Origin of the sequence: Sphingobium lignivorans (genome assembly GCF_014203955.1) — a bacterium.
Lineage (GTDB): Bacteria > Pseudomonadota > Alphaproteobacteria > Sphingomonadales > Sphingomonadaceae > Sphingobium > Sphingobium lignivorans.
The window spans coordinates 2,200,256-2,224,654 of the sequence record NZ_JACHKA010000001.1; the positions used below are offsets into that span (position 1 = coordinate 2,200,256).

Consider the following 24,399-nt stretch of genomic DNA (forward strand, 5'->3'; position numbering starts at 1 on the left):
CCGAGGTCCTGGAAACGCAAGGGGCGTTTCGGCCGCAAATCAGTAAACGGCGCGTTAACCGGATCGCAAAACCACATGTTGGGCAAGGACGCCCCATCCTCCCGCCATGGCAAGAATTCACCTCGAACTCGGCAGCATCCTCGCTTTGGCAGGCTTCACTATGCTGGCCCTGACTGCCCCATCCGCCGGGAACGGGGTGCGGGCGGCAGGTCCCGTCGCGAATATCGCGGTGACGCCTGCTGTCGAAGAGGCTGGGCGTGCGGAGATCGCGCCTGCCCTGCCCAGCCAGACCATCCGCCGGCACAAGGATGGCCTCTTCTATGTCGAGGGAAAGGCAAACGGCCATTCGATCCGTTTCGTGGTCGACACGGGTGCCACGGTGGTGGTGCTCAACCGGGTGGACGCAGCGAAGCTGGGCATTCCCTACGAAAGCCTGACGAGCCGGAGCAGCATGCGCACCGTCGGCGGCTCCTCGGACATGCGCTGGGCGCGTATCGACCAGATCGACATGGCCGGCAAGCGCATCGAGAAGATCAATGCGGCCGTCGTGGAAGGTGGCCTTCCCGTCTCGCTGATGGGCCAGAATGCGCTCGAGAAGCTCGGCACTGTCACCCTGCGCGGCGACTCCATGACCATTCACTGAATGGATTATGGATTGGCGCGCGGTCGTTCACGGCCCGCGCCATGCCAGTGTTCAGTCCGGCCGCTGCCCGGGACCTCATGTCAAAGATGTTGCATTTCGGCGCCGTTCCGCTTATCGGCGCGACGCTTGCCGGGATTCGTCCCGGCATACCGTCCGAGACAGCTGGCGATGGCAAGGGCCATCTTAATATCCAGCCGAGACGGGGAAAAGTTCTCGCCGGAGTGCGGCCTGCATGCGTGCAGCTGCCTTCCGGGTCTGCCCGCCCTCCTGGCGCGGGTCCAGTCAACCCTTCCCCTCGGACAAACATGCCGCGCGCGGCCGGTGAACGGTCGCGTCTGGCTTAGTGCAACGCGGCCGCGCGGCGGGGTTCGTCCCAGCGGCAGGCCGCAGAGGAGAATGGCATGGATCGCAATGAAAAGACCGAGGTCGTTTCCGCGCTTCACGCATCTCTGAAGGAGATGGGCGTGGTCGTCGTGACCCGCAATCTGGGCATGAGCGTCGCTCAGTCCACCCAGCTCCGCCAGAAGATGCGCGAGGTCGGCGCGACCTACAAGGTGACGAAGAACCGGCTTGCCAAGATCGCCATCCAGGACACCGACTATGCCGCGCTCAGCGACATGCTCGTCGGTCCGGTCGGTCTGGCGACGTCTTCCGATCCGGTCGCGGCCGCGAAGGCTGCGATCGATTTCGCGAAGACGAACGACAAGCTGGAGATCGTCGGCGGCGCCATGGGAACCACTTTGCTGAACGCCGAAGGCGTGAAGGCACTGGCTTCCATGCCCTCGCTCGATCAGATGCGTGCGACGCTCATCGGCCTCATCCAGGCGCCGGCGACCAAGCTCGCTGTCGTCACCAAGGAGCCGGCCGCGCAGCTTGCGCGCGTGTTCAACGCATACGCCACCAAGGATGCCGCCTGATCTTCCGGGCATCCCGCGTGAAATTGCAATCAACTGACTTAGGGCCCAATGCCCGCCTAGAAAATGGAGTGAAATACAATGGCTGATATCAACGCTCTCGTCGACCAGCTGTCGGCCCTAACCGTTCTCGAGGCTGCCGAGCTTTCGAAGGCTCTCGAAGAGAAGTGGGGCGTCTCCGCTGCTGCTGCCGTGGCCGTCGCGGCACCGGCTGGCGGCGCCGCTGGTGGCGATGCCCCGGCTGCCGAAGAGAAGACCGAGTTCGACGTGATCCTCGTCAACGACGGTGGCAAGAAGATCAACGTCATCAAGGAAGTCCGCGCCATCACGCAGCTCGGCCTGACCGAAGCCAAGGCGCTGGTCGAGTCGGCTCCGAAGGCTGTCAAGGAAGGCATCGCCAAGGCGGAAGCCGAGGAAATCAAGAAGAAGCTCGAGGAGGCCGGCGCGACCGTCGAGATCAAGTAATTTCAAAGGGGGGCGGCTTCAGGGTCGCCCACCGAAAGACTTGGGGCGCATCCTCGCGGGTGCGCCCTTTCTCTTTGCCAGCACCGGCAACAGTCGCGGGCGATGGTCGTGGCAGACCTCAGGCGGAGGTGCGTTGCGCTTGTTCCGCCCGCTTCATCGCTTCGACCGCCTCCATCAAGGTGGCGGCGCCTGGTTGCAGCACCGCGACGGCAGTCTCCTGAACCGGTTCGCTATAGGCATCCCCATCGCGATGATGAGCCTCGACCGGCACCTCATCGGCGACAACCACTGGATCATCCGCGCGACTGCGCTCGCCCAGACGCCAGAACAACAGGCCGGCCGCAAGCGCCATTGCCGCTACCAGACCGATCTGACGCCAGAAGGTCCGCAGATACTCGCTGATGATTGCTGCCCAATCCGAGGCAGAGTCGAAGCCATCCATCATGCGGCCCGTTTGCTCGGGCGGAGCAGCCGGGGGCGGCGTAACGGCCGAGAGGGCGCTGATCCGATCCAGCGGATCGGGGTTTCCAACGGCATGATGCGTCGGCTCGGGGCCTCGCTCTTCAACGTTCGCGAGCCCCGATCTCCCGCCTTCCCCGGCACGGCCTGCTCCCGGAAAATCGAGCAGAGACAGCCGCTCTGCCCGTGGTTCGCTGGCCAGAAGCCGGGGCGCCCGAATCTCCAGCCCGGACGGGCCGCGCGCTCGGAGTGCCATGTCCGAGGACTGAACGGCACCCGAAGGCATGAACTCGGCTGGCATGGCGTCGGACGCATTTTCGACTTGTCCCAAGGCTGGAAACGTAGCGAGTATGCAGAACAGCGGCGCGAGCCGCAAAATCGGAGTATATGCTCTCATTATCCTGGCCGACCCGTTGTGAGCCAGCGATAAACGCAATAACCAGCGGATGTAAAGTTAGCGCCCTTCCCCATCGCTGGCGATCATGGCCATCGGCCGGCATAGACGCCAAGCCACCTTCACCTGACGGAGCCGACGATGAGCGATGCCTTGAGATTGGGCGAGGGTCTTCCCCCTCGCAACGATGACCTGAAAGCCCTAATCAGGACAGTTCCTGATTATCCCATCGCCGGCATCATGTTCCGCGACGTCTCGACATTGCTGCTGGATGGTCATGCCTTCCGCGAAACCATCGATCGGCTGGCCTCATCCCTCGATCCGGCGGACATCGACCTGATCGCCGGGATCGAAGCGCGCGGCTTCATCGTGGCGGCCGGTCTCTCCTACGCGTTGGGCAAGGGCAAGCTGATGCTCCGCAAGCAAGGCAAGTTGCCCGGCCCGGCCGTAGGAATCGACTACGCCCTCGAATATGGATCCGACCGGATCGAGATGCATCTGGGCGCCGTGAAGCCGGGCCAGCGGATCATTCTTGTGGATGACCTCCTCGCCACCGGCGGTACCGCGCTCGCTGCCGTCGCGCTGCTGCGCGGCCAGGGCGCCATCGTCGAGCAGGCCCTTTTCGTTGTCGACCTTCCCGAACTCGGCGGCGGCCAACGCCTCCGCGCTGAGGGCGTGACACCTGCCTCGCTCGTGACGTTCGAAGGGCATTGATTCGATGCGCATCATTCTGCTCGCCGCGCTGCCCGAAGAAGCCGATGCCGTTCTGCCGGGCGCTGGCACAGCCCTGTCGGACACCTGGCCCGCCGTCCGCAGGATCAGCGCCCATGGGCACGACATCGTTCTGGCAACGACGGGAATCGGCAAAGTCAATATCGTGTCTGCCGGTGCAGTGCAAAGCACCGATGGATCGGGCCGGCGGGATGGATGTGTGGGACGTTCGGTGTTTCGATATGAAGGTGACCCTCATATCGAGTTCCTCGCGAAGTATGCGAGGGCTTCCTTTAGGATGTCTCTTTCGGCTTTCAGCTTGGCCACTTCACGGCGCAGCCGCTCTATTTTCGACTGCTCCGGCTTCTTCCGCTCTGACGTGCACCGCTGAAATGTGGCCGATTTGAGTAGGGTCCTACGTGAAGGAGTCGGACGGAATGAAGCGCAGCCGGCTCAACAGCAATCCCCGATCACGGACCAATCTTACCACCTCAAGCTTGAACTCGCGGCTGAACTTCCTCCTCTCCATTTCTGCTCTACCGAGAGATGAAAACACCTTATCTCGCTGTCCGCCAACCGGCAGCAGGCCAATCTGATGACCAGAATGGCCACGTGCTCAACAACCCGGATAGCTTAACGGAGCCGCCTGTTTTCATAGTACCGGCGGCAGGCGTAGCCCGGTAGGCGTGGGGCCTGCTTCTTTAGCCATGGGCATGCTCTCTGTCCTGGATCAACTGTAAGTCAGGGATCTAAGGAGAATGCCCAATTCGCGATCGTCGGTGCTGCCGGCTACGCGTTCACTTGGCCTGACAACCGAAGACTGCAGTATGAGGTCGATCACGAAGGGAGGCTGCGACGGATTGAGCAAAAGCTCGATCGTTGCCTCCCCGCCGCTTGGCAGGGACATAGAAGTGCGGTCCTCGCCGAACAGGCAGGTGACTTCCTGCTCGAACGGCAGGAAATTGGCGAGCTGGACAACCACCTTGTTGGCGCCCGCAACGGGCGCGATCGGGATGCTCGCGCTCCCCGTCGTCCAGGTGCCGATCGGTTCCGGTCCATGAACTCCGTTAAGCATATCAGCCGGATAATCGCCTAGGGCAAAGGAAATATGGCCAGCGACCTTCCTAGCCGCATAGAGCGGTATTCCTGAGAAGGTTTGCCTGATCCGGTAGAGGTGCAGCCCGTGCCGACAGAACTGGTTGCGTAGATAGTCGAAGCGGAAACCCAACTCCATCCATCCCCGTCCCGCGATCACCGAAATGCACTCCGGATCGAGACGCAGCCCCCAGGGGCAGTAGAAATCGTCGTAGATCGGTTCGTTCGAAAGCAGGATAACGCAGTCATCCTTGAGCTGCCGCGCGATGCTGCCAATCAGCGCCGCATGATCCAGGCTGTGATGAAAAGCTGCGTGGAAAATGATGCAATCATAGCGAAAATCCTCTCCCCGCGGATTGGCGCCGAAGGGAAGGTTGAACGGTGTCAGAGCCGTTCCGTAAAATTCTGCATTACGCGCAATGTGATCACAATAAGTAGTTGAAATATCTACAGTATCAACCGAAACACCCATACGGGCCAAATTAATGGCGACGTTACCCGGGCCCGATCCATATTCCAGCGCATGCTTGCCGCTGCTCAGACCCGAATGAAGGAATATATCACCCAGCATCGCCAACTCATAGCCCGCATGCTGGACCGCGCCGGGATCACGTCGCGCAAAATAACCCGGAAATCGGATGGGGCATTCGTTATACGCCGCATCCTGTTCATGCTCTCCGATGTCGTAATGCGCACCGGCAGTTCCACTGCCGCGGTCGAACACAGCCTGCCAAAGCTTCAGTATCTCATTGTGATAATCGGGCCCATAGGGATCCATCGAGAGATCGAGCCACGGGGGAAGTCGCAGCTCCGGCTCAGGCTGCTGACCCATGAGATGATACAGACGGTTGTGCTCGCCGGGGTCGTTAGCCCAGATTCGACGGGCTTCGGATGCGATCCAGCTAACATCCTCAATCTCGAAATAGGCGGTCATTCAACGACTCTCCCTTGGCATTAGGCTGACTAGTTCGAACGCGTATCACTATCAACTATCGCCTTCCGTCATCAACGCCATTGGGACAGTTGCGCTCGCAGTGGGTATCAACGTCCCTCACCTGCAAACCCGTTGTTTTTCAGAGATATATCATGACGCCCCCCCCTGAAATGTGGCTGATTTTGAGTGGAGTCCGCGGGTGAAGGGGTCGGACGAAGATAAAGCGCAGCAGGTTCAGCGAAGAGCACATCATCGCGATCTTGAAGGAGCAGGAGGCCGAGATGGCGACCACGGACAGCACCCTCGTTCATTACATGCGACGACGATCGAAGAAATCGGTCCGCCGGGATGCAGCTTCGACCGCGGCGGGAACGCGGTGCGCCTACGCTTTGTCCGCAACCTCCTTGGGCACTGATACACCCAGCCATCCAGTCGGTGAGGGTGTTACGAAACCCGTGAACTGTTGCGTCGTTGATCTTCATGTCCCGCATCACCTTCAGCATGGTCATGTCGCTGATAGCCTTGCCTAGCAAGGCGCTGAACAAAAGGCCGTCTGATTAACGGTTCCGTGAAGCTCAAGGTGATGCCGCTGTATCGATCGCTGCAGTTTGAGGGCGGCGGGAGTCAGCGGAACCACGTGCGGTTCTTCCATCTTCGTCCGCGGGGCCGGTATCGACCATATCGCCTTGTCGAGGCCGAACTCGCTCAAGGTCGCTTGTCGCGTCTCATTCGAGCGAACGGCGGTCAGAACGGTGAGTCGGAGTGCGTCCCCTTAAGATCGATGGAAGCTGTAAGCGCCCTCAGCAAGGCAGGCGCGTCTCCCTGCGGCATGGCGGCTCGGTGAGTAACCCGGTGGTTCTGGCGCAGCAGACCTTCGCATCACCGATCGCAGCAAGACCTCCTCCGGCACTAGCCCCTTGATGTGCGCGAAGTCGAGAACCGTGCCGATACGCTGCAACACGCGTTTCGCAATATCGGAGATCCTGAGCCAGACTCTAGCACAGTCAGAACCGCCGCGCTATCGACCTCCGCAACTGTCTTGCTGCCAATGTGCGGGAACACATGCCGCTCGAAGCTGAATATCCAGGACGCATGTCGCTGATCCTTCCAGCCACCCTCATCGTCTCGCAGCAGTCCCGCGTAACTTTCTCGAAGGTCGGGACCGACTTGCGACCCCTTCCCTTCCTCGAGCTCAGATCGACACCGGCGCACACCGCCTTTCGCAGGTCTGCAGCGAGTAACCAGTTCCCGCCAAGGAACGGCGGATGCGGCACCCAATCCAAAGTCGTGACTCTCTCTCAAAACGATATGGCACCTCGCTCATTTCGATACCGCGAAACTCTGCTTTTCTTTCGATTAGCTAAAATCTGAAAGCTGGTGGAAGCTTCCGCATCAAGGAATGGTAGCGGAGGAGGGACTCGAACCCCCGACACGCGGATTATGATTCCGCTGCTCTAACCGGCTGAGCTACTCCGCCCCGTTTCGGGAACCGCCTTGGCGATTGGTCGAGGCGCTATACGCAGCCCGATCCGCACGGTCAATGGGCTGTCCCCAACATTGATTGGCCCGTGTTTCTCTGGCAAGTGCGGCGCTCGTCGCAGGCTGCAGGGGATGGTGGATGCCGCATTTTGATTGCCTTATCGTCGGTGGCGGACACGCCGGAGCGCAGGCGGCCATCCTGCTGCGCCAGCTCAAGTTCGAGGGGACGGTAGGGCTGATCAGCGGCGAAACCGAATATCCCTATGAGCGCCCGCCGCTCTCCAAGGATTATCTGGCGGGCGAGAAGGTCTTCGATCGCATCCTGCTGCGTCCGCGCAATTTCTGGGGGGATCAGGGCATCGAGCTGTTCCTGGGCGAGCGGGTCAAGGCGCTGCAGCCGGCCGAGCACAGCCTGACGACCGCCAGCGGCGCGGAATTCACTTATGGCAAGCTCATCTGGGCGGGCGGCGGCGTGGCCCGGCGATTGTCCTGCCCCGGCGGCACCGCGAAAGGGCTGTTCACCGTGCGCACCCGCGCCGATGTGGATGCGGTGATGGCCGTGCTGCCGCAGGCGGAGCGCTTCGCGATCGTCGGCGGCGGCTATATCGGCCTGGAGGCGGCGGCCGTGCTCAGCAAGCTGGGCAAGAAGGTCACGCTGATCGAGGCGCTGGACCGGGTGCTGGCCCGCGTGGCGGGGCCGGAACTCTCGGCTTTCTTCGAGGATGAGCATCGCGCGCATGGCGTGGACGTGCGCCTCGCCTGCGGCGTCGAGGCGATCGAGGCGGACGAGCAGGACCGGGCCACCGGCGTGCGCCTGGCGGATGGCACCATCATTCCCACCGATGCGGTCATCGTGGGGATCGGCATCGTGCCGGAAACAGGACCGCTGCTCCTGGCCGGGGCCAGCGGCGGCAATGGCGTGGATGTCGACGAATATTGCCTCACCTCCCTGCCGGACGTCTATGCGATCGGGGATTGCGCCGCGCATGAGAACCGCTTCGCCGAGGGGCGGCGCGTGCGCGTGGAATCGGTGCAGAATGCCAATGATCAGGCCCGCACTGCCGTCCAGCACATCATCGGCACGCCCGCGCCTTATGATGCCGTGCCGTGGTTCTGGTCGAACCAGTATGATCTGCGGCTGCAGACGGTCGGGCTTTCCGTCGCCCATGACGATCGGGTCGTGCGGGGCGATCCGGCGACGCGCAGCTTCTCGGTGGTCTATCTGCGCCAGGGCCATGTCGTCGCGCTAGACTGCGTGAACCGCACGAAGGATTATGTGCAGGGCCGCGCGCTGGTGGTCGATGGCACACGGGTGGACCGCGATCGGCTCGCCGATGCCGACACTCCCCTCAAGGAACTGGCCGCCGCGCAGGGATGAGGCTGCCGGGCATGAAGCACTCGCCCAAGCCCCTGCCCCATCGACTCAGCCCCGCCCCCGGAAGGCGTAGCGAGCGATGAGATCCCATCGCCCATCCCGATAATGCCAGCAGGCCAGCGCCGCGATCCGCACCGGGCGCGGACGCACCGTCTGCCTGAGCAGTGCAAGCGTCGCGCGCGCGACATCCGGCGCCACCTTGTTCTGGATGGTGATGTGCAGGCGCGGCGGATGATCGTCCTGCGGCGTCAGATGATGGTCGAAGCGCGCGCGCAGATGCGCGTGCAGGTCGAGCAGGTCCGGACTTTCCAGCACGATCGCCACGCCCCCGTCGAGCGCGTAAGGCGTGCCGATCCGGGCGCGTGGCGGCGGCTCGGCGGCGAATTCGGCAAGCAGCCGGCGCAGCTCGTTCTCCAGCGAGGGCGGCAAGTGCCGGAACAAGGTGACATGCGCCGGCACCTTGTTGCGCTCGGGCAGATAGAAGCGGCGGCGGAGCCCTTCCGCCCAGGCCTGGGCTTCCCCTTCGAGCTCCGCCGAGACGATGATCGGCGCCGGCGCGCCGGGGCGCCCCGCCGTCCCCACGCTGCCGTCAGCGCGCGCGATTGCATTTCCGGGCAGATCGGGCATGCTGCCATGATAACGATCTATGGGGGGATGCCATGGAAAAAGTTTCGCAAGGCCGCGCGCCCATCTGGCCGGCCATTCTCTTCCTGCTCTGGAACCTGCTGGGCTGCGCGGCTTTCGTCATGCAGTCGACCATGGATCTCGACGCGCTCGCCGCGACGGATCCGGTGCAGGCGCAGATCTGGGCCACCATGCCGGCATGGGCCTGGGCCGCTTATCTGGTCGCCGTCGCGGCCGGCACGCTCGGCGCGATCGCGCTACTGATGCGCTCCCGGCTGGCCGTGCTGCTCTCGCTGCTGTGCGTCGCCGCCGTGCTGGTGCAGTTCGGCTACGCCTTCCTGGGCACGGACCTGCTGGCGCTGAAAGGGCCGTCCTCGGCCATCTTTCCGGCGATCATCGTCCTGCTCGCCATCGCGCAGTGGATTTATGCCCGCTGGCTTCGCCGCCGGGGCGCGCTGCGCTGAGGATTGCGCCGCGGGGTGAATGCATGGCCGGCCCCGGCCAGCCTACATCTCGCCCCGCTGGCGGCGCAGCTCGAACCATTTGCGGACATTGTCGTTGTGCTGCTCCAGCGTGTCCGCGAAGATGTGGCCGCCCTTGCCGTCAGCGACGAAATAAAGCGCCTTGGTCTTCGCCGGGTTGAGCACGGCCTCGATGGAGCTGCGGCTCGGGTTGGCGATGGGGCCCTTGGGCAGGCCGGTCATCGCATAGGTATTATAGTCGTTGACGGCATCGATCTCGGAGCGGCGGATGCGCCGGCCCAGCGGCTTGCCGCGCGTGATGGGATAGATGATCGTGGGATCGGCCTGGAGCATCATGCCCGTGCGCAGCCGGTTCTCGTAGACTCCGGCGACGAGCGGCCGCTCGGCGGGAATCGAGGTTTCCTTCTCGACGATGCTGGCAAGCGTGATGGCTTCAGCGGGCGTCCTCACCACGATATCGGGCGCGCGCGTCTTCCACTTCTCTTCGAGAAACCGGGTCATGGCATCCTGCATCCGGGCAAGCACCGCGCCGCGCGATTCGCCTTTCTGGTAGGCATAGCTGTCCGGCATCACCGAGCCTTCCTCGGGCACGGGAATGTCGCCGGTCAGCTCCTCATTGGCCATGAGCCGCTCATGCACCAGGATGGACGGCATGCCTTCCGGGATCGTCACGAGATAGTTGATCGTCTTGCCGCTCTGCAGGATCTCCAGCACCAGCGCGTTGCTGGCGCCGCGCGGCACCTCATATTCGCCGGCCTTGATGACGCCGGCCGCGCCGAGAACCCGCGCGCGCAGGAGGAAGCTGTCCGCCGAGGCAATGACGCCCTGCTCCTCCAGCCGGGTCGCCATGGAGCGCAGCGTGGCGCCTTCCGGCACCACGACCACGGCATCCTTCTCGAGCGGACCCTCGCTGGTCCAGCCATGCACGAAATTGAAAGCGAGCGCGGCCAGGATCAGGGCTGCCAGGACAAAGACGAGACAGCCGATCCGCCGCATGACTCAGATCGCCTTCAGCACCAGGCTGGCATTGGTCCCGCCGAAGCCGAAGCTGTTGTTGAGCACGGCGCGCACCTTGCGCTGCTTGGCCACGTGCGGGACGAGGTCCACGCCCGCGCAGCTGTCGCTCGGATTGTCCAGGTTGAGCGTCGGCGGCACGATCTGGTCGCGCATGGCGAGCAGGCAGAAGATTGTTTCCACCGCGCCCGCGCCGCCCAGAAGATGGCCGATCGCGGATTTGGTGGAGGACATCGACATGCTCTCGATCGCGCTGCCGAACAGCCGGCGCACCGCGCCCAGCTCCAGCTCGTCGCCGAGCGGAGTGGAGGTGCCATGGGCATTCACATAGTCGATGTCGGCCAGCGAGAGGCCGGACTTGCGGATCGCCATTTCCATCGAGCGATAGGCGCCCGCGCCTTCGGGATGCGGCGCCGTGACGTGATAGGCGTCGCCCGAAAGGCCATAGCCCAAAATCTCGCCATAGATTTTCGCGCCGCGTGCCTTGGCCCGCTCATATTCCTCAAGCACGACCACGCCCGCGCCCTCGCCCATGACGAAGCCGTCGCGGTCCTTGTCATAGGGGCGGCTGCCGCGCGTCGGATCGTCTCGGAAGCCGGTGGAAAGCGCGCGTGCCTGCCCGAATCCGGCAATGCCGATCGGGCAGATCGCGCTTTCGGCGCCGCCGGCCAGCATCACGTCGGCATCGTCCATCGCGATCATCCGCGCGGCGTCGCCGATCGAGTGGACGCCGGTCGCGCAGGCCGTGACGACCGCGTGATTCGGTCCCATCAGGCCATATTTGATGCCGACCTGGCCGGAGATCAGGTTGATGAGGCGCCCGTGCACGAAGTGCGGCGACACGCGCTTGGGGCCCTTGTGCTCCAGCACCAGCGACTCGCTCTCGATGCCCGGCAGGCCGCCGATGCCCGATCCGATGGAGCAGCCGGCCCGCAGGCGCTCCTCCTCGCTCATGTCGGTAAGGCCGGCATCTTCCAGCGCCTGGCTGGCGGCATCGATGCCGAAGACGATGAAGGGATCGACCTGCCGCTGGACCTTGTGATCCACGCGCTTGTTGGCATCGAAGCCATATTCGTGGTCGGCAGGCTTCACTTCGCAGGCGTAATTGGTGTGGAAGTCGGTCGCGTCGAAGCGCGTGATCGTTGCCGCGCCCGATCGCGCGGCGATGATGTTGTCCCAGCTTGTTTCCACGTCCCCGCCCAATGGCGAGACCATGCCCAGCCCGGTTACGACGACACGACGCATATCACTCTCCCGTTTCGATGAGCCGGCCGCTCCCGCGCCTCGCGGCCGATAAATGAAGACGGCCCTCCTCTGGCGAGCGAGCCCGCGACCGGAGAGCCGTCCAAATCTTCAGGCCGCCCGCGCATGACGCGGGCGCAGCGCCGAGGCGCTTACTGCTTGCCTTCGATGAAATCGATCGCATCCTTGACGGTGGCGATCTTCTCGGCCGCATCGTCGGGGATCTCGACGCCGAATTCTTCCTCGAAAGCCATGACGAGCTCGACGATGTCCAGGCTGTCCGCGCCGAGATCGTCGATGAAGCTCGCGTCCTCGGTCACCTTGTCCGCCTCGACGCCGAGATGCTCGACGACGATCTTCTTCACGCGATCCGCGGTCTCACTCATGAGTGGTCCTTTACTATGGTTTGATCTCTATATCGAAAGATGCCCTAGTGCGAAGGGCAGGACGTGACAAGAGGCTAGCAACCTCCCGACAGTTCCTCATTGCGTCCCGAAGTCGGCAGTGAAAACGACGGCATTGGCCCGCGCGGCGGCATATTCGCCGATCATGCGGGGAATGTCGCCGCTCAGCTGGTCCTCGCGCACCGCCTTGTCGTTGAGCAGCTGGTAGACCAGCGCTTCGCCGCTGTCGTCGCTCACTTCGCCATTGGCGACTCCGCGCCGGGCCTCGGGCGCGAGCTGCGCGAGGAAGGCCTCGGTGGACGCGCGCAGCGTCTCCACGTCCACCCCGAGCGGCACGAACTCGGGCCGCCAGCCCGCGCGTCAATATCTCGCCGAACATCACGCGCAGCGCGCTTTCCGTGGCGGCATCCGACCAGCCGCCGGATTCGGCGCAATCGAAGAAGCCTTCTCCCGCCCGCTCGATCAGCGCCGCGCCCATGTCGCCTTCCCGGCGATAGGTCGCGAAGACAGCGGCGCTCAGCGGTTCATCGATCAGGGCGGTGGCGCAAGCGAGGTTGTCGGCCGCCCGCGCCGGCTGCCCGATGGCCAGCAGCAAGGCGCCGCACAGGCCGGCGACCAGTCCATGTCTCGTCATCGCGCTTCCCCCACTCGCGCGCATCGCGATCCGCCAGCCGGACCGCGCCTGCGTCAGATCATCGCCATGCCGCCATTCACGTGCAGCGTCTGGCCCGTCACATAGCCTGCCTCGCGACTCGCAAGATAGACCACCGCGGCAGCAATGTCCGCGCCTTCGCCCAGCGCCCCGGCCGGGATGCGCGCGAGGATCGCGCCTTTCTGCGCGTCGTTCAGGGCGTCGGTCATCGCCGAGCGGATGAAGCCGGGCGCCACGCAGTTCACGGTGATGCCCCGGCTCGCCAGCTCCTGCGCCAGGCTCTTGCTCATGCCGATGAGTCCGGCCTTGGAGGCGGCATAGTTCGCCTGCCCCGGATTGCCGGTGACGCCCACCACGCTGGTCACGGAGATGACGCGGCCGAAGCGCGCCTTCATCATCGGGCGGGCAGCGGCGCGGATGAGGCGGAAGGCCGCTTCCAGGTTGATCCGCTGCACGGTCTCCCATTCATCGTCCTTCATGCGCATGACGAGATTGTCGCGCGTCACGCCGGCATTGTTGACGAGGATGTCGAGTTTGCCGCCCAGCGCCTCGATGGCGGCGGGCACGAGCGCTTCCACGGCGGCGCTGTCGCCCAGGTCGCAGGGCACGCAGACATGGTCCCCGCCCAGCTCGGCGGCAAAGGCCTCCAGCTTGGCGATATTGCTGCCCGAGAGCGCGAGCCGCGCGCCTTGCGCCGCCAGCCCCCGCGCGATTTCCGAGCCGATGCCCCCGCTCGCGCCGGTCACCAGCGCCGTCATTCCCGTCAGATCGAACATCGTCATTCTCCCGCCGGCTTGCGCGCCACGATCTGGACGACGGCGCTCAGCCCATGATGATAAAGGCCTTCATTGACCTCGCGATGGATTTCCCGGGCCAGCACGAAGTCCAGCCCGACCAGTTCTTCCCGGAGCGTGGCGAGATCGGCCAGCATCTCCTTCACGTCCGGCCCGCCCCTGCCCGGCATGTCGATCTGCTCGGGCGTATAGGCTTCGAGCAGGAACGTGCCGCCCGGCTTCAGCGCCTTCACCACGCGGGCATGGACGTCGCGGCGCAGCGCCGCGGGCAGATGGCCGAAGATCGAGACGATATTGTCCCAGCGCGCCTCACCCAGGTCCCATGTGGACAGATCGCCGGTTTCCGTGGCCAGCGCCACGCCCTGCCGCGCGGCGAGGGCGCGGGCGCGCGCCATGCCCACGGGGGACTGGTCCATCGCCGTCACCGCGAAGCCCTGGCTCGCCAGCCACACCGCGTTGCGCCCCTGCCCTTCGGCGATGCACAGGCAATTGCCGGGCGTCAGGGCGCCGACCTGTTCGGCCAGAAAGTCGTTCGGCCCGTCGCCATAGGCCAGGTCGGCCTGCCCGAAGCGCTCGTCCCAGGATTGCATGCCGCGTTCCTTTCTCAGATTCGGCCGACCAGCGCCTCGATATCGTCCATCGTCACCACGCTGGTCGCGTCCGCCTCGGGCGCGATGCGCTTGACCATGGGCGTGAGCACCTTGCCGCCCAACTCCACGAATTCGGTGATGCCCGCCGCCCACATGGCGGCGATGCTCTCGCGCCAGCGGACCCGGCCCGTCACCTGCTCGACCAGCAGCTGGCGGATCGTCGCGGCATCGGTCACCGGCGCGGCCGTCACATTGGCGTAGACCGGCAGGAAGGCGCCCGGGGATTGCGTGGCTTCCAGCGCCCGCGCCATCGCGTCGGCGGCAGGCTGCATCAGCGGGCAATGGAACGGCGCGGAGACCGGCAGCAGCACGCCGCGCTTGATGCCATGGTCCTTCACCATGGCGATCGCGCGCTCGATCGCGCCCCGGTGCCCGGAAATGACGACTTGCCCCGGGTCATTGTCGTTGGCGACGGTGCAGACCTCGCCTTCGGCCGCGGCGGCCGCCAGGGCCTCGGCCTTGTCGATGTCGGCGCCGAGCAGCGCCGCCATCGCGCCTTCGCCCACCGGCACGGCCGCCTGCATGGCCTGTCCGCGCGTCTTGAGCAGCCGCGCCGTCGTCGCCAGGTCGAAGGCGCCCACGGCGCACAGCGCGCTGTACTCGCCAAGGCTGTGTCCGGCCACGGCCTCGGCCTTCTCCGCAAGGGCAATGCCGCCCTCGACTTCGAGCACGCGCAGCGTCGCCAGCGCATTGGCCATGATCGCGGGCTGGGCATTCTCGGTGAGCGTCAGCTCGCCTTCCGGGCCTTCCGTCATCAGCCGGAAGAGATGCTGGCCCAGCGCCTCGTCCACTTCCTCGAAGACCTGCCGCGCAACCGGCGAGGCCGCCGCGAGGGCACTGCCCATGCCGACTGCCTGACTGCCCTGCCCCGGAAAGATGAATGCACGCACGGCCTGAATTCCCCGCTTGTTCTAAAGCTCTGCGCCCTAGTCGCGGGGGGCGTCCCTAGCAAGACCCGTTGCGGGCCACCGCCGCCCGGATGGGTCGAAGCCCATGAGGGACGTTCGCCCTCATCCCCCGATCATCGGGATATTCCCGTTGTATCGCCTTGGCCCAGTCCATAGGGAAGTCCGGACATGGTCAAGCCTCAGCTCCCGCCGGCCCTTCGCCGCATGGACGCGCGCGTGCTGCGCGGCCGCATCGGCGCGATCGGGGGCGCCCTGCTGCTCAGTGTCGTCGCGGTGCTCTTCGCCAAGCTGGGTGAGGCCGCGCAGCATCTCTTCGTGGGCGTCGCCGATGCCTTTCCCTATGCACCGCTCATCGTCACGCCTGCCCTCTTCGTGGCCGTCACCTACATGACGCGGCAATGGTGCCCGGAAGCGCGCGGATCGGGCATTCCGCAGACCATGGCCGCCGCCCGGATGCCGGACCGGCCGGAAGCCCGGGCCCTGCTCTCCCTGCGCACCGCCTGCTTCAAGTTCCTCGGCACGCTCGGCATGCTGCTCGCCGGCGGCTCGGTCGGCCGCGAGGGGCCCACGGTGCAGATCAGCGCGGCGATCATGGCGGCAGTGCAGCGCTGGCTACGCGTCCCGGTGTCTGCCGGGATCATCATCGCCGGCGGCGCGGCGGGCGTGGCGGCCGCGTTCAACACGCCGCTCGCCGGCGTCGCCTTCGCCATCGAGGAGCTTGCCGCCGCGTTCGAGCAGAAGATCGCCATCGTGGTGATGGCTGCCGTGATGATGGCCGGCATCACCAGCCTCTGGCTGGCCGGCGACTACGTCTATTTCGGCGCCATGAACCAGTCGATGCCGATCTCGTCGATGTTGCTGCTCACCCCGGTGGCCGGGCTCGCGGGCGGCGTGGCGGGCGGCCTGTTCTCGCGGGCGCTGATCGCCATCGCCTGGTCGCGCAGTCCGCTCACGCGGGCCATGCGGGCAAGGCCGCTGCTCGTCGCGGGGGTCTGCGGCTTGGTCGTGGCGATCACCGGCATCCTCACCGCCGGCATCAGTTGGGGGACCGGCTATGAGACGACGCGCGCGCTCCTGTCCGGCGAGGAGGTTTCCTGGACTTTCGGCCCCGCCAAGCTCGTCGCCACGCTGGCGACAGCCGTCAGCGGCGCCCCGGGCGGCATTTTCGCGCCGTCCCTCTCGGTGGGTGCGGGCTTCGGCCAGCTCCTCGGTTTCATCTTCCCCGATCAGCCGCACGGCGCGGTCGTCCTGCTCGGCATGATCGGCTATTTCGCCGGCGTCGTCCGCGCGCCGCTCACCGCTTCGATCATCATGATGGAGATGACGGCGGATCGCACGATGATCCTGCCTCTCTTCGCTACCGCGATCTTTGCCAACTGGGTCAGCTCGCAGATCTGCCGGCCCAAGCTCTATCACGCGCTGTCACGCCAGTTCCAGCGCTAGCGATTCCCGGCTTTTCCGGAGATTGCGCTCTTGCCTTGAGCGGCATTTTCCGTCATAGGCCGCCGCTTCGCGGGACGGAAAGCCTTTCGTCGCGCGATTTCTTTGTTTGAGACGACAGCCGGAGGGGTGGTTCGCATGGGGCGGCCATCAGCGATCGGCCAACACAGGATGCATAGAACCATGCCATATTATGAGCATGTCTTCCTTGCGCGTCAGGATCTGGCTCAGGCCCAGGTCGATGCGCTTGCGGAAAATGCCGCCAAGATCATCGAAGCCCAGGACGGCAAGGTGACCAAGGTGGAGAGCTGGGGTCTTCGGAACCTCGCCTACAAGATCGCCAAGAACCGCAAGGCTCACTATGTGATGCTCAACATCGACGCGCCGGCTGGCGTCGTCGCCGAGCTGGAGCGTCAGACGCAGATCAATGAAGACGTGATCCGCTTCATGACCGTCCGCGTCGAGGAACTCGAGGGTGGCCCTTCGGTGATGATGCGCAAGAACGAGCGCGAGCGTGAGCGCGGTGGCCGTGGCGGTCGCGGCGGACGTGATCGCGACGACAGCGGCAGCAACAGCGCCGCCACCAGCAACGACGGCGAATAAGGAGACCTGACCAATGGCACGCCCGTTTTTCCGCCGTCGCAAGACCTGCCCCTTCGCCGCCAAGGATGCGCCGAAGATCGACTATAAGGACGTTCGCCTGCTTCAGGGCTTCGTCTCCGAGCGTGGCAAGATCGTCCCCTCGCGCATCACCGCCGTCTCGGCGAAGAAGCAGCGCGAGCTTTCCCAGGCGATCAAGCGCGCCCGTCATCTGGGCCTGCTGCCCTACATCGTGAAGTAAGGAGGGCGGACCCATGGAAATCATCCTGCTCGAGCGTATCGAGAAGCTGGGCGCGATCGGCGACGTCGTGACCGTCAAGGACGGCTACGCGCGCAACTATCTGCTGCCCAACAAGAAGGCGCTGCGGTCCAACAACGCGAACAAGAAGGTGTTCGAGGCCAACCGCGCCAAGATCGAGGCCGACAACGCAGCCCGTCGTGACGACGCTGCCAAGGCGGCCGAGAAGGTCGATGGCGTTCAGGTCGTCCTGATCCGTCAGTCGTCGAACAGCGGCCAGCTTTACGGCTCCGTGTCGGTTCGTGACATCGTCGAGGCGCTGCACGAGGCGGGTCACACCGTCGTCAGCAAGGCGATGATCGTGCTGGAACGCCCGATCAAGACGCTTGGCCTGTTCGACGTGCGCGTCTCCCTGCACCCGGAAGTTGCCGTGACCGTGCAGGTCAACGTCGCTCGCTCGCCCGAGGAAGCCGATCTGCAGAAGGACGGCGTCGACGTCATGGCCTCCATGTTCGAAAAGGACGAGGCCGGCTTCACCGAGGATTACGATCCCAATGCGGAGCCCGGCGAGATCGCGACCGAGACCGCCGAGGAAGAGACGACCTCCGACGCCGAATAATCCCGGCATCGCGAAAACCGGACAAAGGCCGCCCGATCCGTTCGGGCGGCCTTTTTCATGGACACGCCCCGGCCCTGCCACACCGACATGAAAAAGCCCCGGCCGCCATCGCGGTCGGGGCTTTTTTCGTCCGGCCCGGCTTCACGCCGGAGCCGCCGGCCAGTGTCAGGAGAAGGAAACGGTCCTGCGCCGCGCGCTGTTGCGGCGCATCAGCGCACCGGCGATCGCGAAGCCGCCGATCATCATCGCCCAGCTCGAGGGTTCGGGAATCGCGCCCGGGTCGGACGGGGCCGGCGCCTCCGCCTGCTTCACCTGGACATAGCCGCCGAACCAGTCGCCCCAGCAATCGTTGCAGGTATAGTCGCCGACGAACTGCAGCGAGACGGCGCCCGCATTGGCATAGCCGGTGGCCGTCAGCGCGGGCGAATAGCCGATCGAGAAATCGCTGAGGATGGACACGCCGTTCAGCAGGATGTCCGTGAAGCGGAACTTCGGCGATCCCTGCATGACGATGTCGATCTTGCTGTAGTCGGGGATGTCGAAGGTCAGCAGCTGGTCGAAATGGTCGCGGCTGGTCACCTGCACGCCCCAATAGTCGATCCCCTCCCAAGCGCTCGACGGATTGGTGATCGGGTCCGTGATGAAGGAGGTGGTTGCGGCGGCGGGTGCCGCTCCCATCGCGAGTGCCATGGCACCGGCGAGGGCATTGATGGTCTTCATTGTCTGTCTCTGTTCTTCCCTGCAAGGCGCACCCACGCCTGATCGGCCTGCGCCTGCCGACTGGCCGCGCATTCCGTCAGGGGCCGGAGCTGCCTTGCTGTCCCGCGCTCCATGCTCGCGGAGCGCTGTATGAAACTGTGAACCTGGCAGGGCGTATCTTGCGCGCGCCTTGCTCGGAGCGCGGATCGCCGCGCCATGAGGGGGCCTGTCTCTCCCCGAGTCCTCCCATTTCACATCGAGCGGGCCGCAGGTGACAGCAAGAACATTACTGGCTGGTGAATGAATGCCCCTCGGGGCCTTTCTTCGTCCTGATTCAGCACGCCCATGCCCCGGCCGGCCTATCCCAGATGCATGAAGTCGCGCGGATAGCTGCGCATGTGTGCGCCGGCATCGACATGGATGGTCTGCCCCGTCACCGCGCGCGCGCCGGCGAGGTAGAGCACGGCCCGCGCCACATCCTCAGGCTCGGGCAGGGCCTGGAGCGGCATCGCCTGCCCCAGCAGGGCGAGCTGCTCTGCGCCATAATCCTCGGTCGCCAGCGTCAGCCCCGGCGCCACGGCATTGACGCGCACCCGCGGCGCCAGTTCGCGCGCGGCGATGCGGGTGAAGCCGGCCAGCGCATATTTGCTCACCGTATAAGCGAGCTGGTCGCCGTGCGGTTGCGCCAGGCGCTGGTCGAGCAGATTGACGATGCAGGCGTCTGCTTCCGCCGGCCGCTCGGCCCGCGCGAAGCTGCGCGTGAGCAGGATCGGCGCGCTTGCATTCACTGCGAAATGGTCCGCCAGTTCATCGCCCGTCACGCTGTCGAGCCGGTCCTGCCCGAACAGCGACGCGCTGTTCACAAGGAGGTCCGGCGCCCTTCCGAAATGGGCCGCGATGGCCGGCACCAGCGTCTCGGCGCTGCCCGGCTCCAGGAAATCGGCGACGAACCCGGCCCAGGGCACGCCTGTCTCCGCGAGGCATTCGGCAAGGAAGGGATGCGGCTCGGCGTCATGGCGGCCATGGATGGCCAGCGCATAGCCCGCCCGGGCAAGGCCCATCGCGATCCGCGCGCCGAGCCGGCGATGGCCGCCGGTGACGAGCGCGAGCGGCATGGCGGCGGCGCTCACTGCACGCCCATGAGGCGCAGCACTTCCTCCCGGCTCTTTTCGTCGCGCTTGAACACGCCCATCATCCGGCTGGTGCGCATCACGGTGCCGTGGGTGCGCACCCCGCGCCCGGTCATGCAGCCATGCGTCGCCTCGATGACGACGGCCACGCCATGCGGCTTGAGATGCTCCCAAATGCAATCGGCCACTTGCGCGGTCAGCCGCTCCTGCACCTGCAACCGGCGCGCGAAGGCCTCCAGCACGCGCGCGAGCTTGGAGATGCCGACCACATAGTCGCGCGGCAGATAGGCGATGTGCGCCTTGCCGATGATCGGCGCCATGTGATGCTCGCAATGCGACTGGAACGGGATGTCCTTGAGCATGACGATCTCGTCATAGCCGCCCACTTCATGAAAGATGCGCGAGAGATGATAGGCCGGGTCCTCGGCATAGCCCTCGCAATATTCCTTCCAGGCGCGCGCCACGCGCTTGGGCGTCTCGAGCAGACCCTCGCGATCGGGGTCGTCGCCGGCCCAGCGGATCAGCGTGCGGATGGCGTCCTTCACTTCGGCAGGCACGTCGGGCTTGCCGGGGCGGATATCGGTTTCGACTTGCTGGCTGGCCAAACGGAGCCCCCTCGCTGCACATGGGACATACGGAGCGCATGCCGGTTGATCTGATGCCGGGCACATAGGTTCCTGCGCGCCGCGATTCAACTCCCGCGATGCAGGACCGCATGGTCCGAGTCGCGGGCCGCGCCGCCCGGTGGGCAGGTCCCAAGGTGCGCAGAACGGCCTTCGCGTCCCGAAAATTCGCTCGCCTCCTCATTCGCACACAGACCTTCCGTTTACGTTAGGGTAAGGCTGGAAAATTGCTGATTCCGGCCCGTTTCCGCTGGCCCGGCACTGCCTATTTTTCGCCGCTCCTCGCGCGCTTCCCTTGCGAAAGGCAGGCCGGATACCGCATATTGCCGCCAGACCTTCGCGCCCCCCGCGCCAACAGCCGATCCACAGGAGAGCGACCATGGAAGCCTTCATCTACGACGCGGTGCGCACGCCCCGGGGGCGTGGCAAGCCGGACGGGTCGCTTCACGAGATCACGCCTGTCCAGCTCGCCGTGCAGGCGCTCCAGGCGATCCGCGATCGCAACGGCATCGATACCGCCGATCTTGACGACGTCATTCTCGGCTGCGTGGCGCCGGTCGGCGAGCAGGGCACGGACATCGCGCGCATGGCGGTGCTCACGGCCGGCTTCGCGGATACGGTGCCCGGCGTGCAGATCAACCGCTTCTGCGCATCCGGGCTGGAGGCGACGAACATGGCCATCGCCAAGGTGGCGAGCGGCGAGGCCGAGCTGGCGATCGGCGGCGGCGTCGAATCCATGAGCCGCGTGCCGATGGGCGCGGATGGCGGCGCCTGGGCGTCCGATCCCGCCGTGGCCTATGCCACTTATTTCGCGCCGCAGGGCATCGGCGCGGATGTCATCGCCACCAAGTTCGGCATCTCGCGCGACGATTGCGATGCCTATGCCGTCGAGAGCCAGCGGCGCGCCAAGGCGGCGTGGGACGAGGGCCGGTTCGCCCGGTCGATCATCCCGGTGCGCGACGTCATCGGCCAGGTCGTGCTGGATCGCGACGAGCATATGCGGCCCGAGACGACGATGCAGAGCCTCGCCGCGCTCAAGCCCAGCTTCGTGGCGATGGGCGAGGAAATGCCCGGCTTCGATACCATTGCGCTGCTCCGCTATCCCGAGCTGGAGCGCGTCAATCATGTCCATCATGCCGGCAACAGCTCGGGCATCGTGGATGGCGCGGCGGCCGTACTGGTCGGCAGCCGGGCAATGGGCGAGAAATATGGCCTTACCCCCCGCGCGCGGATGAAGGCGATGGGCTCCATCGGCTCGGAACCGATGATCATGCTCACAGGGCCGGAAAGTATCGCAGACAAGCTCTTGAAAAAGGCCGGGATGACGACCGGGGACATCGATCTCTGGGAGCTCAACGAGGCCTTCGCCAGCGTGGTGCTGCGCTACATGCAGGCGCTGGATCTCGATCCGTCGCAGATCAACGTGAACGGCGGCGCCATTGCCATGGGGCATCCCCTGGGCGCAACCGGCGCCATGGTGCTCGGCACCGCGCTCGACGAGCTGGAGCGGTCCGGCAAGGGCACGGCGCTGGTCAATCTGTGCGTCGGCGCCGGCATGGGCACCGGCATCATCATCGAGCGGATCTGAGAGGAGCGAAACATCATGGCCACTACCCTCTCCCTGGACATCGACGGCGACGGCATCGCGCTGGTCACGATCGACGTACCCGGCCAGTCGATGAACGTCATCACGCCGGATTTCTTCGACGATCTTGCCGGCGCGATCACGCGCATCGCCGATGACGAGGCGGTCAAGGGCGCCGTCATCAGCTCCGGAAAGGCCAGCGGCTTCATGGCCGGCATGGACCTCAAATATCTCGGGAAGATGCTTCAGGATGCCGTGTCGAACGGCGGCACGGGTGATGGCACGGACATGGGCCAGCTCTTCGAGAGCGTGTTCCGCCTCAATGCGCTGCTGCGCCGGCTGGAGACCTGCGGCAAGCCGGTCGCCGCCGCTATCGAGGGCACCTGCATGGGCGGTGGCCTCGAACTGGCGCTGGCCTGCCATCGCCGGGTGCTGACCAGCGATCCCCGCGTGACCATCGGCCTGCCGGAAATCCTGGTCGGCCTCTTCCCCGGCGGCGGCGGCTCGCAGCGCCTGCCGCGCCTCGTCGGCATTCAGGGCGCCCTCATGTACATGCTGCAGGGCAAGAGCTGGCGTCCGGCCGAGGCGCTCGGCATGAAAGTGGTCGACGAGCTGGCCGAGCCCGGCAAGGCCGTCGAGGCGGCCCGGGCATGGGTGAAGGCCAATCCCGGCGCGCACACCCAGCCCTGGGATGTGAAGGGCTTCAAGGTCCCGGGCGGGTCGGGCCAGTTCAATCCCGGCTTCATCCAGACGATGATGGCCGCGACCGTGATGACCACCAAGACCACGCAGCGGAACATGAACGCCCCGCACGCGCTGCTCTCGGCGGTCTATGAGGGCATCCAGCTGCCCATGGACAAGGCGATCCGGGTGGAAAGCAAATATTTCGCCAGGGTGGTCGCCGATCCGCAGGCCGGCAACATGGTGCGCACACTGTTCGTCTCCAAGCAGGCGGCCGAGCGCGGCGCCCGCCGCCCGGCCGGCGTCGAGAAGGCGCCGACCAAGAGGCTCGCCATGCTCGGCGCGGGCATGATGGGCGCGGGCATCGCCAATGTCGCCGCGCAGGCAGGCATCGAAGTCGTGCTGCTGGACCGCGATCAGGCCGCGGCGGACAAGGGCAAGGCCCATGCGCAGGCGCAGATGCAGAAGCGTCTTGGCCGGGGCATGACGCCCGAGAAGATGGAGGCCGCGCTGGGCCGCATCACGCCGGTCACGGATGCGGCGGCGCTCAAGGGCTGCGATTTCGTCATCGAGGCGGTGTTCGAGGATCCGGCGATCAAGGCGGAGATCACGCAGCGCGTGGAAACCGTGCTGGGCCCGGACGTGATCTTCGGCTCCAATACTTCAACCCTGCCGATAACATCGCTTGCCAAGGCATGGACGAAACCGGAGAATTTCATCGGCGTCCATTTCTTCTCGCCGGTCGAGAAGATGCCGCTGGTGGAAATCATCATGGGCAAGCAGACCGGCGATGCGGCGCTCGCCAAGGCGCTCGATTTCGTCGCGCAGATCCGCAAGACGCCCATCGTGGTGAATGACTCGCGCGGCTTCTACACGTCCCGCTGCTTCGGCACTTATGTGCAGGAAGGCACGCAGATGCTGGCGGAAGGGATCAACCCGGCCCTCATCGAGAATGTCGGCCGGCAGCTCGGCATGCCGGTGGGGCCGCTCGCGGTCTCGGACGAAGTGTCCATCGAGCTGGGCCACAAGGTGACGGTGGCGACGAAGGCCGCGCTGGGCGATGCCTATGTGCCGAGCCTCGCCGACGATGTGGCCGCGCACATGGTCGCGCTGGGGCGGCTCGGCCGCAAGAACGGCAAGGGCTATTATGACTATCCGGCCGATGGCGGCCGCAAGTCGCTCTGGCCGGGCCTTGCCGCTGAATATCCCCTCGCCCTCATGCAGCCCTCTCCGCAGGCCGTGCGCGAGCGCCTGCTCTATCGCCAGCTCGTCGAGTGCGCGCGCTGCTTTGCCGAGGGTGTGCTGGTGACGCCGCAGGATGGCGACATCGGCGCGATCTTCGGCTGGGGCTTCGCGCCTTATACCGGCGGGCCGTTCAGCGCGATCGACACGATCGACCCGGCGAAGGTGGTCGAGATACTGGACCGGCTGACGGCGGCCCATGGCGCGCGCTTCGCCCCGCCAGCCCAGTTGCGCGAGATGGCGGCGAGCGGCGCCACTTATTATGGCAAGGCAGGCGCCAGAGCGGCTTGATCCGCCCCGCCG

General features: G+C 65.4%; 25 protein-coding genes, 1 tRNA gene and 2 pseudogenes. 12 read left to right on the plus strand and 16 right to left on the minus strand.

What is annotated here, in order from left to right; all coding sequences use genetic code 11:
* Positions 1-106: 106 nt before the first annotated feature.
* From HNP60_RS10165 to rplL, 3 genes are all read left to right on the plus strand, one after another.
* Complete coding sequence (locus tag HNP60_RS10165) at positions 107-643, plus strand: retropepsin-like aspartic protease family protein (protein ID WP_184153266.1); 537 nt, start codon at positions 107-109, stop codon at positions 641-643.
* A gap of 401 nt (positions 644-1,044) precedes the next feature.
* Positions 1,045-1,560: a 50S ribosomal protein L10 gene (gene rplJ, locus HNP60_RS10170; protein ID WP_014076430.1), complete on the plus strand. Its 516-nt coding sequence runs from the start codon at positions 1,045-1,047 to the stop codon at positions 1,558-1,560.
* Positions 1,561-1,638: 78 nt separating this feature from the next.
* Positions 1,639-2,022 carry a 50S ribosomal protein L7/L12 gene (rplL, locus tag HNP60_RS10175; protein WP_014076431.1) on the plus strand — a complete coding sequence of 128 codons (384 nt, stop codon included), beginning with the start codon at positions 1,639-1,641 and terminating at the stop codon, positions 2,020-2,022.
* A gap of 118 nt (positions 2,023-2,140) precedes the next feature.
* Here the strand turns inward: rplL and HNP60_RS10180 are convergent, their stop codons facing one another.
* A complete protein-coding gene (locus HNP60_RS10180) occupies positions 2,141-2,467 on the minus strand; it encodes a hypothetical protein (RefSeq protein ID WP_184153269.1) in 327 nt (108 codons plus the stop codon).
* A 549-nt stretch (positions 2,468-3,016) separates the two neighbouring features.
* On the opposite strand from HNP60_RS10180, the gene HNP60_RS10185 reads away from it, so the two are divergent.
* On the plus strand, positions 3,017-3,589 hold the full coding sequence (locus HNP60_RS10185; RefSeq protein WP_184153272.1) for an adenine phosphoribosyltransferase: 573 nt from the start codon (positions 3,017-3,019) through the stop codon (positions 3,587-3,589).
* 226 nt (positions 3,590-3,815) lie between these two features.
* Here the strand turns inward: HNP60_RS10185 and HNP60_RS20305 are convergent.
* The 4 genes and pseudogenes from HNP60_RS20305 to HNP60_RS10200 form a co-directional block, all read right to left on the minus strand.
* Positions 3,816-3,952: pseudogene (locus tag HNP60_RS20305) on the minus strand (IS3 family transposase); the annotation flags it as partial.
* Positions 3,953-4,316: 364 nt separating this feature from the next.
* On the minus strand, positions 4,317-5,615 hold the full coding sequence (locus HNP60_RS10195) for a class I SAM-dependent methyltransferase (RefSeq protein WP_184153279.1): 1,299 nt from the start codon (positions 5,613-5,615) through the stop codon (positions 4,317-4,319).
* A gap of 909 nt (positions 5,616-6,524) precedes the next feature.
* Entirely contained in the window at positions 6,525-6,827 is a 303-nt protein-coding gene (locus tag HNP60_RS20310; protein ID WP_420825246.1) for a phage integrase central domain-containing protein, read from the minus strand.
* A gap of 188 nt (positions 6,828-7,015) precedes the next feature.
* Positions 7,016-7,092: transfer RNA gene (locus HNP60_RS10200), tRNA-Met, on the minus strand.
* Positions 7,093-7,233: 141 nt separating this feature from the next.
* Between HNP60_RS10200 and HNP60_RS10205 the strand changes: the two genes are divergently transcribed.
* Positions 7,234-8,472, plus strand: coding sequence for an NAD(P)/FAD-dependent oxidoreductase (locus HNP60_RS10205; protein WP_184153282.1), 1,239 nt, complete (start codon positions 7,234-7,236; stop codon positions 8,470-8,472).
* Positions 8,473-8,517: 45 nt separating this feature from the next.
* Here HNP60_RS10205 and HNP60_RS10210 read toward each other — a convergent pair whose 3' ends face one another.
* Complete coding sequence (locus tag HNP60_RS10210; RefSeq protein WP_184153285.1) at positions 8,518-9,096, minus strand: 2'-5' RNA ligase family protein; 579 nt, start codon at positions 9,094-9,096, stop codon at positions 8,518-8,520.
* 32 nt (positions 9,097-9,128) lie between these two features.
* Here HNP60_RS10210 and HNP60_RS10215 point away from each other — a divergent pair, with 32 nt between their 5' ends.
* Positions 9,129-9,557 carry a sugar transporter gene (locus HNP60_RS10215; protein WP_184153288.1) on the plus strand — a complete coding sequence of 143 codons (429 nt, stop codon included), beginning with the start codon at positions 9,129-9,131 and terminating at the stop codon, positions 9,555-9,557.
* Between the two features lie 42 nt (positions 9,558-9,599).
* Here HNP60_RS10215 and mltG read toward each other — a convergent pair whose 3' ends face one another.
* The 7 genes from mltG to fabD form a co-directional block, all read right to left on the minus strand.
* Positions 9,600-10,571 carry an endolytic transglycosylase MltG gene (gene mltG, locus HNP60_RS10220; protein WP_184153291.1) on the minus strand — a complete coding sequence of 324 codons (972 nt, stop codon included), beginning with the start codon at positions 10,569-10,571 and terminating at the stop codon, positions 9,600-9,602.
* Positions 10,572-10,574: 3 nt separating this feature from the next.
* Positions 10,575-11,834 (minus strand): beta-ketoacyl-ACP synthase II, encoded by a 1,260-nt coding sequence (gene fabF / locus HNP60_RS10225; protein ID WP_184153294.1) that lies wholly within the window; start codon positions 11,832-11,834, stop codon positions 10,575-10,577.
* A gap of 149 nt (positions 11,835-11,983) precedes the next feature.
* The gene (locus tag HNP60_RS10230; protein ID WP_014076445.1) at positions 11,984-12,217 is read right to left on the minus strand and encodes an acyl carrier protein; all 234 of its coding nucleotides are present in this window, start codon (positions 12,215-12,217) and stop codon (positions 11,984-11,986) included.
* A gap of 96 nt (positions 12,218-12,313) precedes the next feature.
* Complete coding sequence (locus tag HNP60_RS10235) at positions 12,314-12,571, minus strand: hypothetical protein (protein WP_184153297.1); 258 nt, start codon at positions 12,569-12,571, stop codon at positions 12,314-12,316.
* Positions 12,572-12,922: 351 nt separating this feature from the next.
* A complete protein-coding gene (gene fabG, locus HNP60_RS10240) occupies positions 12,923-13,663 on the minus strand; it encodes a 3-oxoacyl-[acyl-carrier-protein] reductase (protein WP_184153300.1) in 741 nt (246 codons plus the stop codon).
* Between the two features lie 2 nt (positions 13,664-13,665).
* Positions 13,666-14,271: a class I SAM-dependent methyltransferase gene (locus tag HNP60_RS10245; protein ID WP_184153303.1), complete on the minus strand. Its 606-nt coding sequence runs from the start codon at positions 14,269-14,271 to the stop codon at positions 13,666-13,668.
* Between the two features lie 14 nt (positions 14,272-14,285).
* Entirely contained in the window at positions 14,286-15,221 is a 936-nt protein-coding gene (fabD, locus tag HNP60_RS10250) for an ACP S-malonyltransferase (RefSeq protein ID WP_184153305.1), read from the minus strand.
* A gap of 186 nt (positions 15,222-15,407) precedes the next feature.
* Here fabD and HNP60_RS10255 point away from each other — a divergent pair, with 186 nt between their 5' ends.
* From HNP60_RS10255 to rplI, 4 genes are all read left to right on the plus strand, one after another.
* Positions 15,408-16,682, plus strand: coding sequence for a chloride channel protein (locus tag HNP60_RS10255; protein WP_184153308.1), 1,275 nt, complete (start codon positions 15,408-15,410; stop codon positions 16,680-16,682).
* A gap of 180 nt (positions 16,683-16,862) precedes the next feature.
* Entirely contained in the window at positions 16,863-17,282 is a 420-nt protein-coding gene (rpsF, locus tag HNP60_RS10260; protein WP_184153311.1) for a 30S ribosomal protein S6, read from the plus strand.
* 13 nt (positions 17,283-17,295) lie between these two features.
* Positions 17,296-17,520: a 30S ribosomal protein S18 gene (gene rpsR / locus HNP60_RS10265; protein ID WP_014076452.1), complete on the plus strand. Its 225-nt coding sequence runs from the start codon at positions 17,296-17,298 to the stop codon at positions 17,518-17,520.
* A gap of 13 nt (positions 17,521-17,533) precedes the next feature.
* Positions 17,534-18,136 (plus strand): 50S ribosomal protein L9, encoded by a 603-nt coding sequence (rplI, locus tag HNP60_RS10270; RefSeq protein ID WP_184153314.1) that lies wholly within the window; start codon positions 17,534-17,536, stop codon positions 18,134-18,136.
* 165 nt (positions 18,137-18,301) lie between these two features.
* Here the strand turns inward: rplI and HNP60_RS20385 are convergent.
* From HNP60_RS20385 to folE, 3 genes and pseudogenes are all read right to left on the minus strand, one after another.
* Positions 18,302-18,421: pseudogene (locus tag HNP60_RS20385) on the minus strand (PEPxxWA-CTERM sorting domain-containing protein); the annotation flags it as partial.
* Positions 18,422-19,194: 773 nt separating this feature from the next.
* Positions 19,195-19,965, minus strand: a complete 771-nt coding sequence (locus HNP60_RS10280; RefSeq protein WP_184153320.1) for an SDR family oxidoreductase — start codon at positions 19,963-19,965, stop codon at positions 19,195-19,197.
* On the minus strand, positions 19,962-20,570 hold the full coding sequence (gene folE / locus HNP60_RS10285; RefSeq protein WP_184048337.1) for a GTP cyclohydrolase I FolE: 609 nt from the start codon (positions 20,568-20,570) through the stop codon (positions 19,962-19,964). The genes HNP60_RS10280 and folE overlap by 4 nt, the downstream gene beginning before the upstream one ends.
* 397 nt (positions 20,571-20,967) lie before the next feature.
* Here folE and HNP60_RS10290 point away from each other — a divergent pair, with 397 nt between their 5' ends.
* Complete coding sequence (locus tag HNP60_RS10290) at positions 20,968-22,176, plus strand: acetyl-CoA C-acetyltransferase (RefSeq protein WP_184048334.1); 1,209 nt, start codon at positions 20,968-20,970, stop codon at positions 22,174-22,176.
* 15 nt (positions 22,177-22,191) lie between these two features.
* On the plus strand, positions 22,192-24,387 hold the full coding sequence (locus HNP60_RS10295; RefSeq protein ID WP_184153323.1) for a 3-hydroxyacyl-CoA dehydrogenase NAD-binding domain-containing protein: 2,196 nt from the start codon (positions 22,192-22,194) through the stop codon (positions 24,385-24,387).
* The last annotated feature ends 12 nt before the right edge of the window (positions 24,388-24,399 follow it).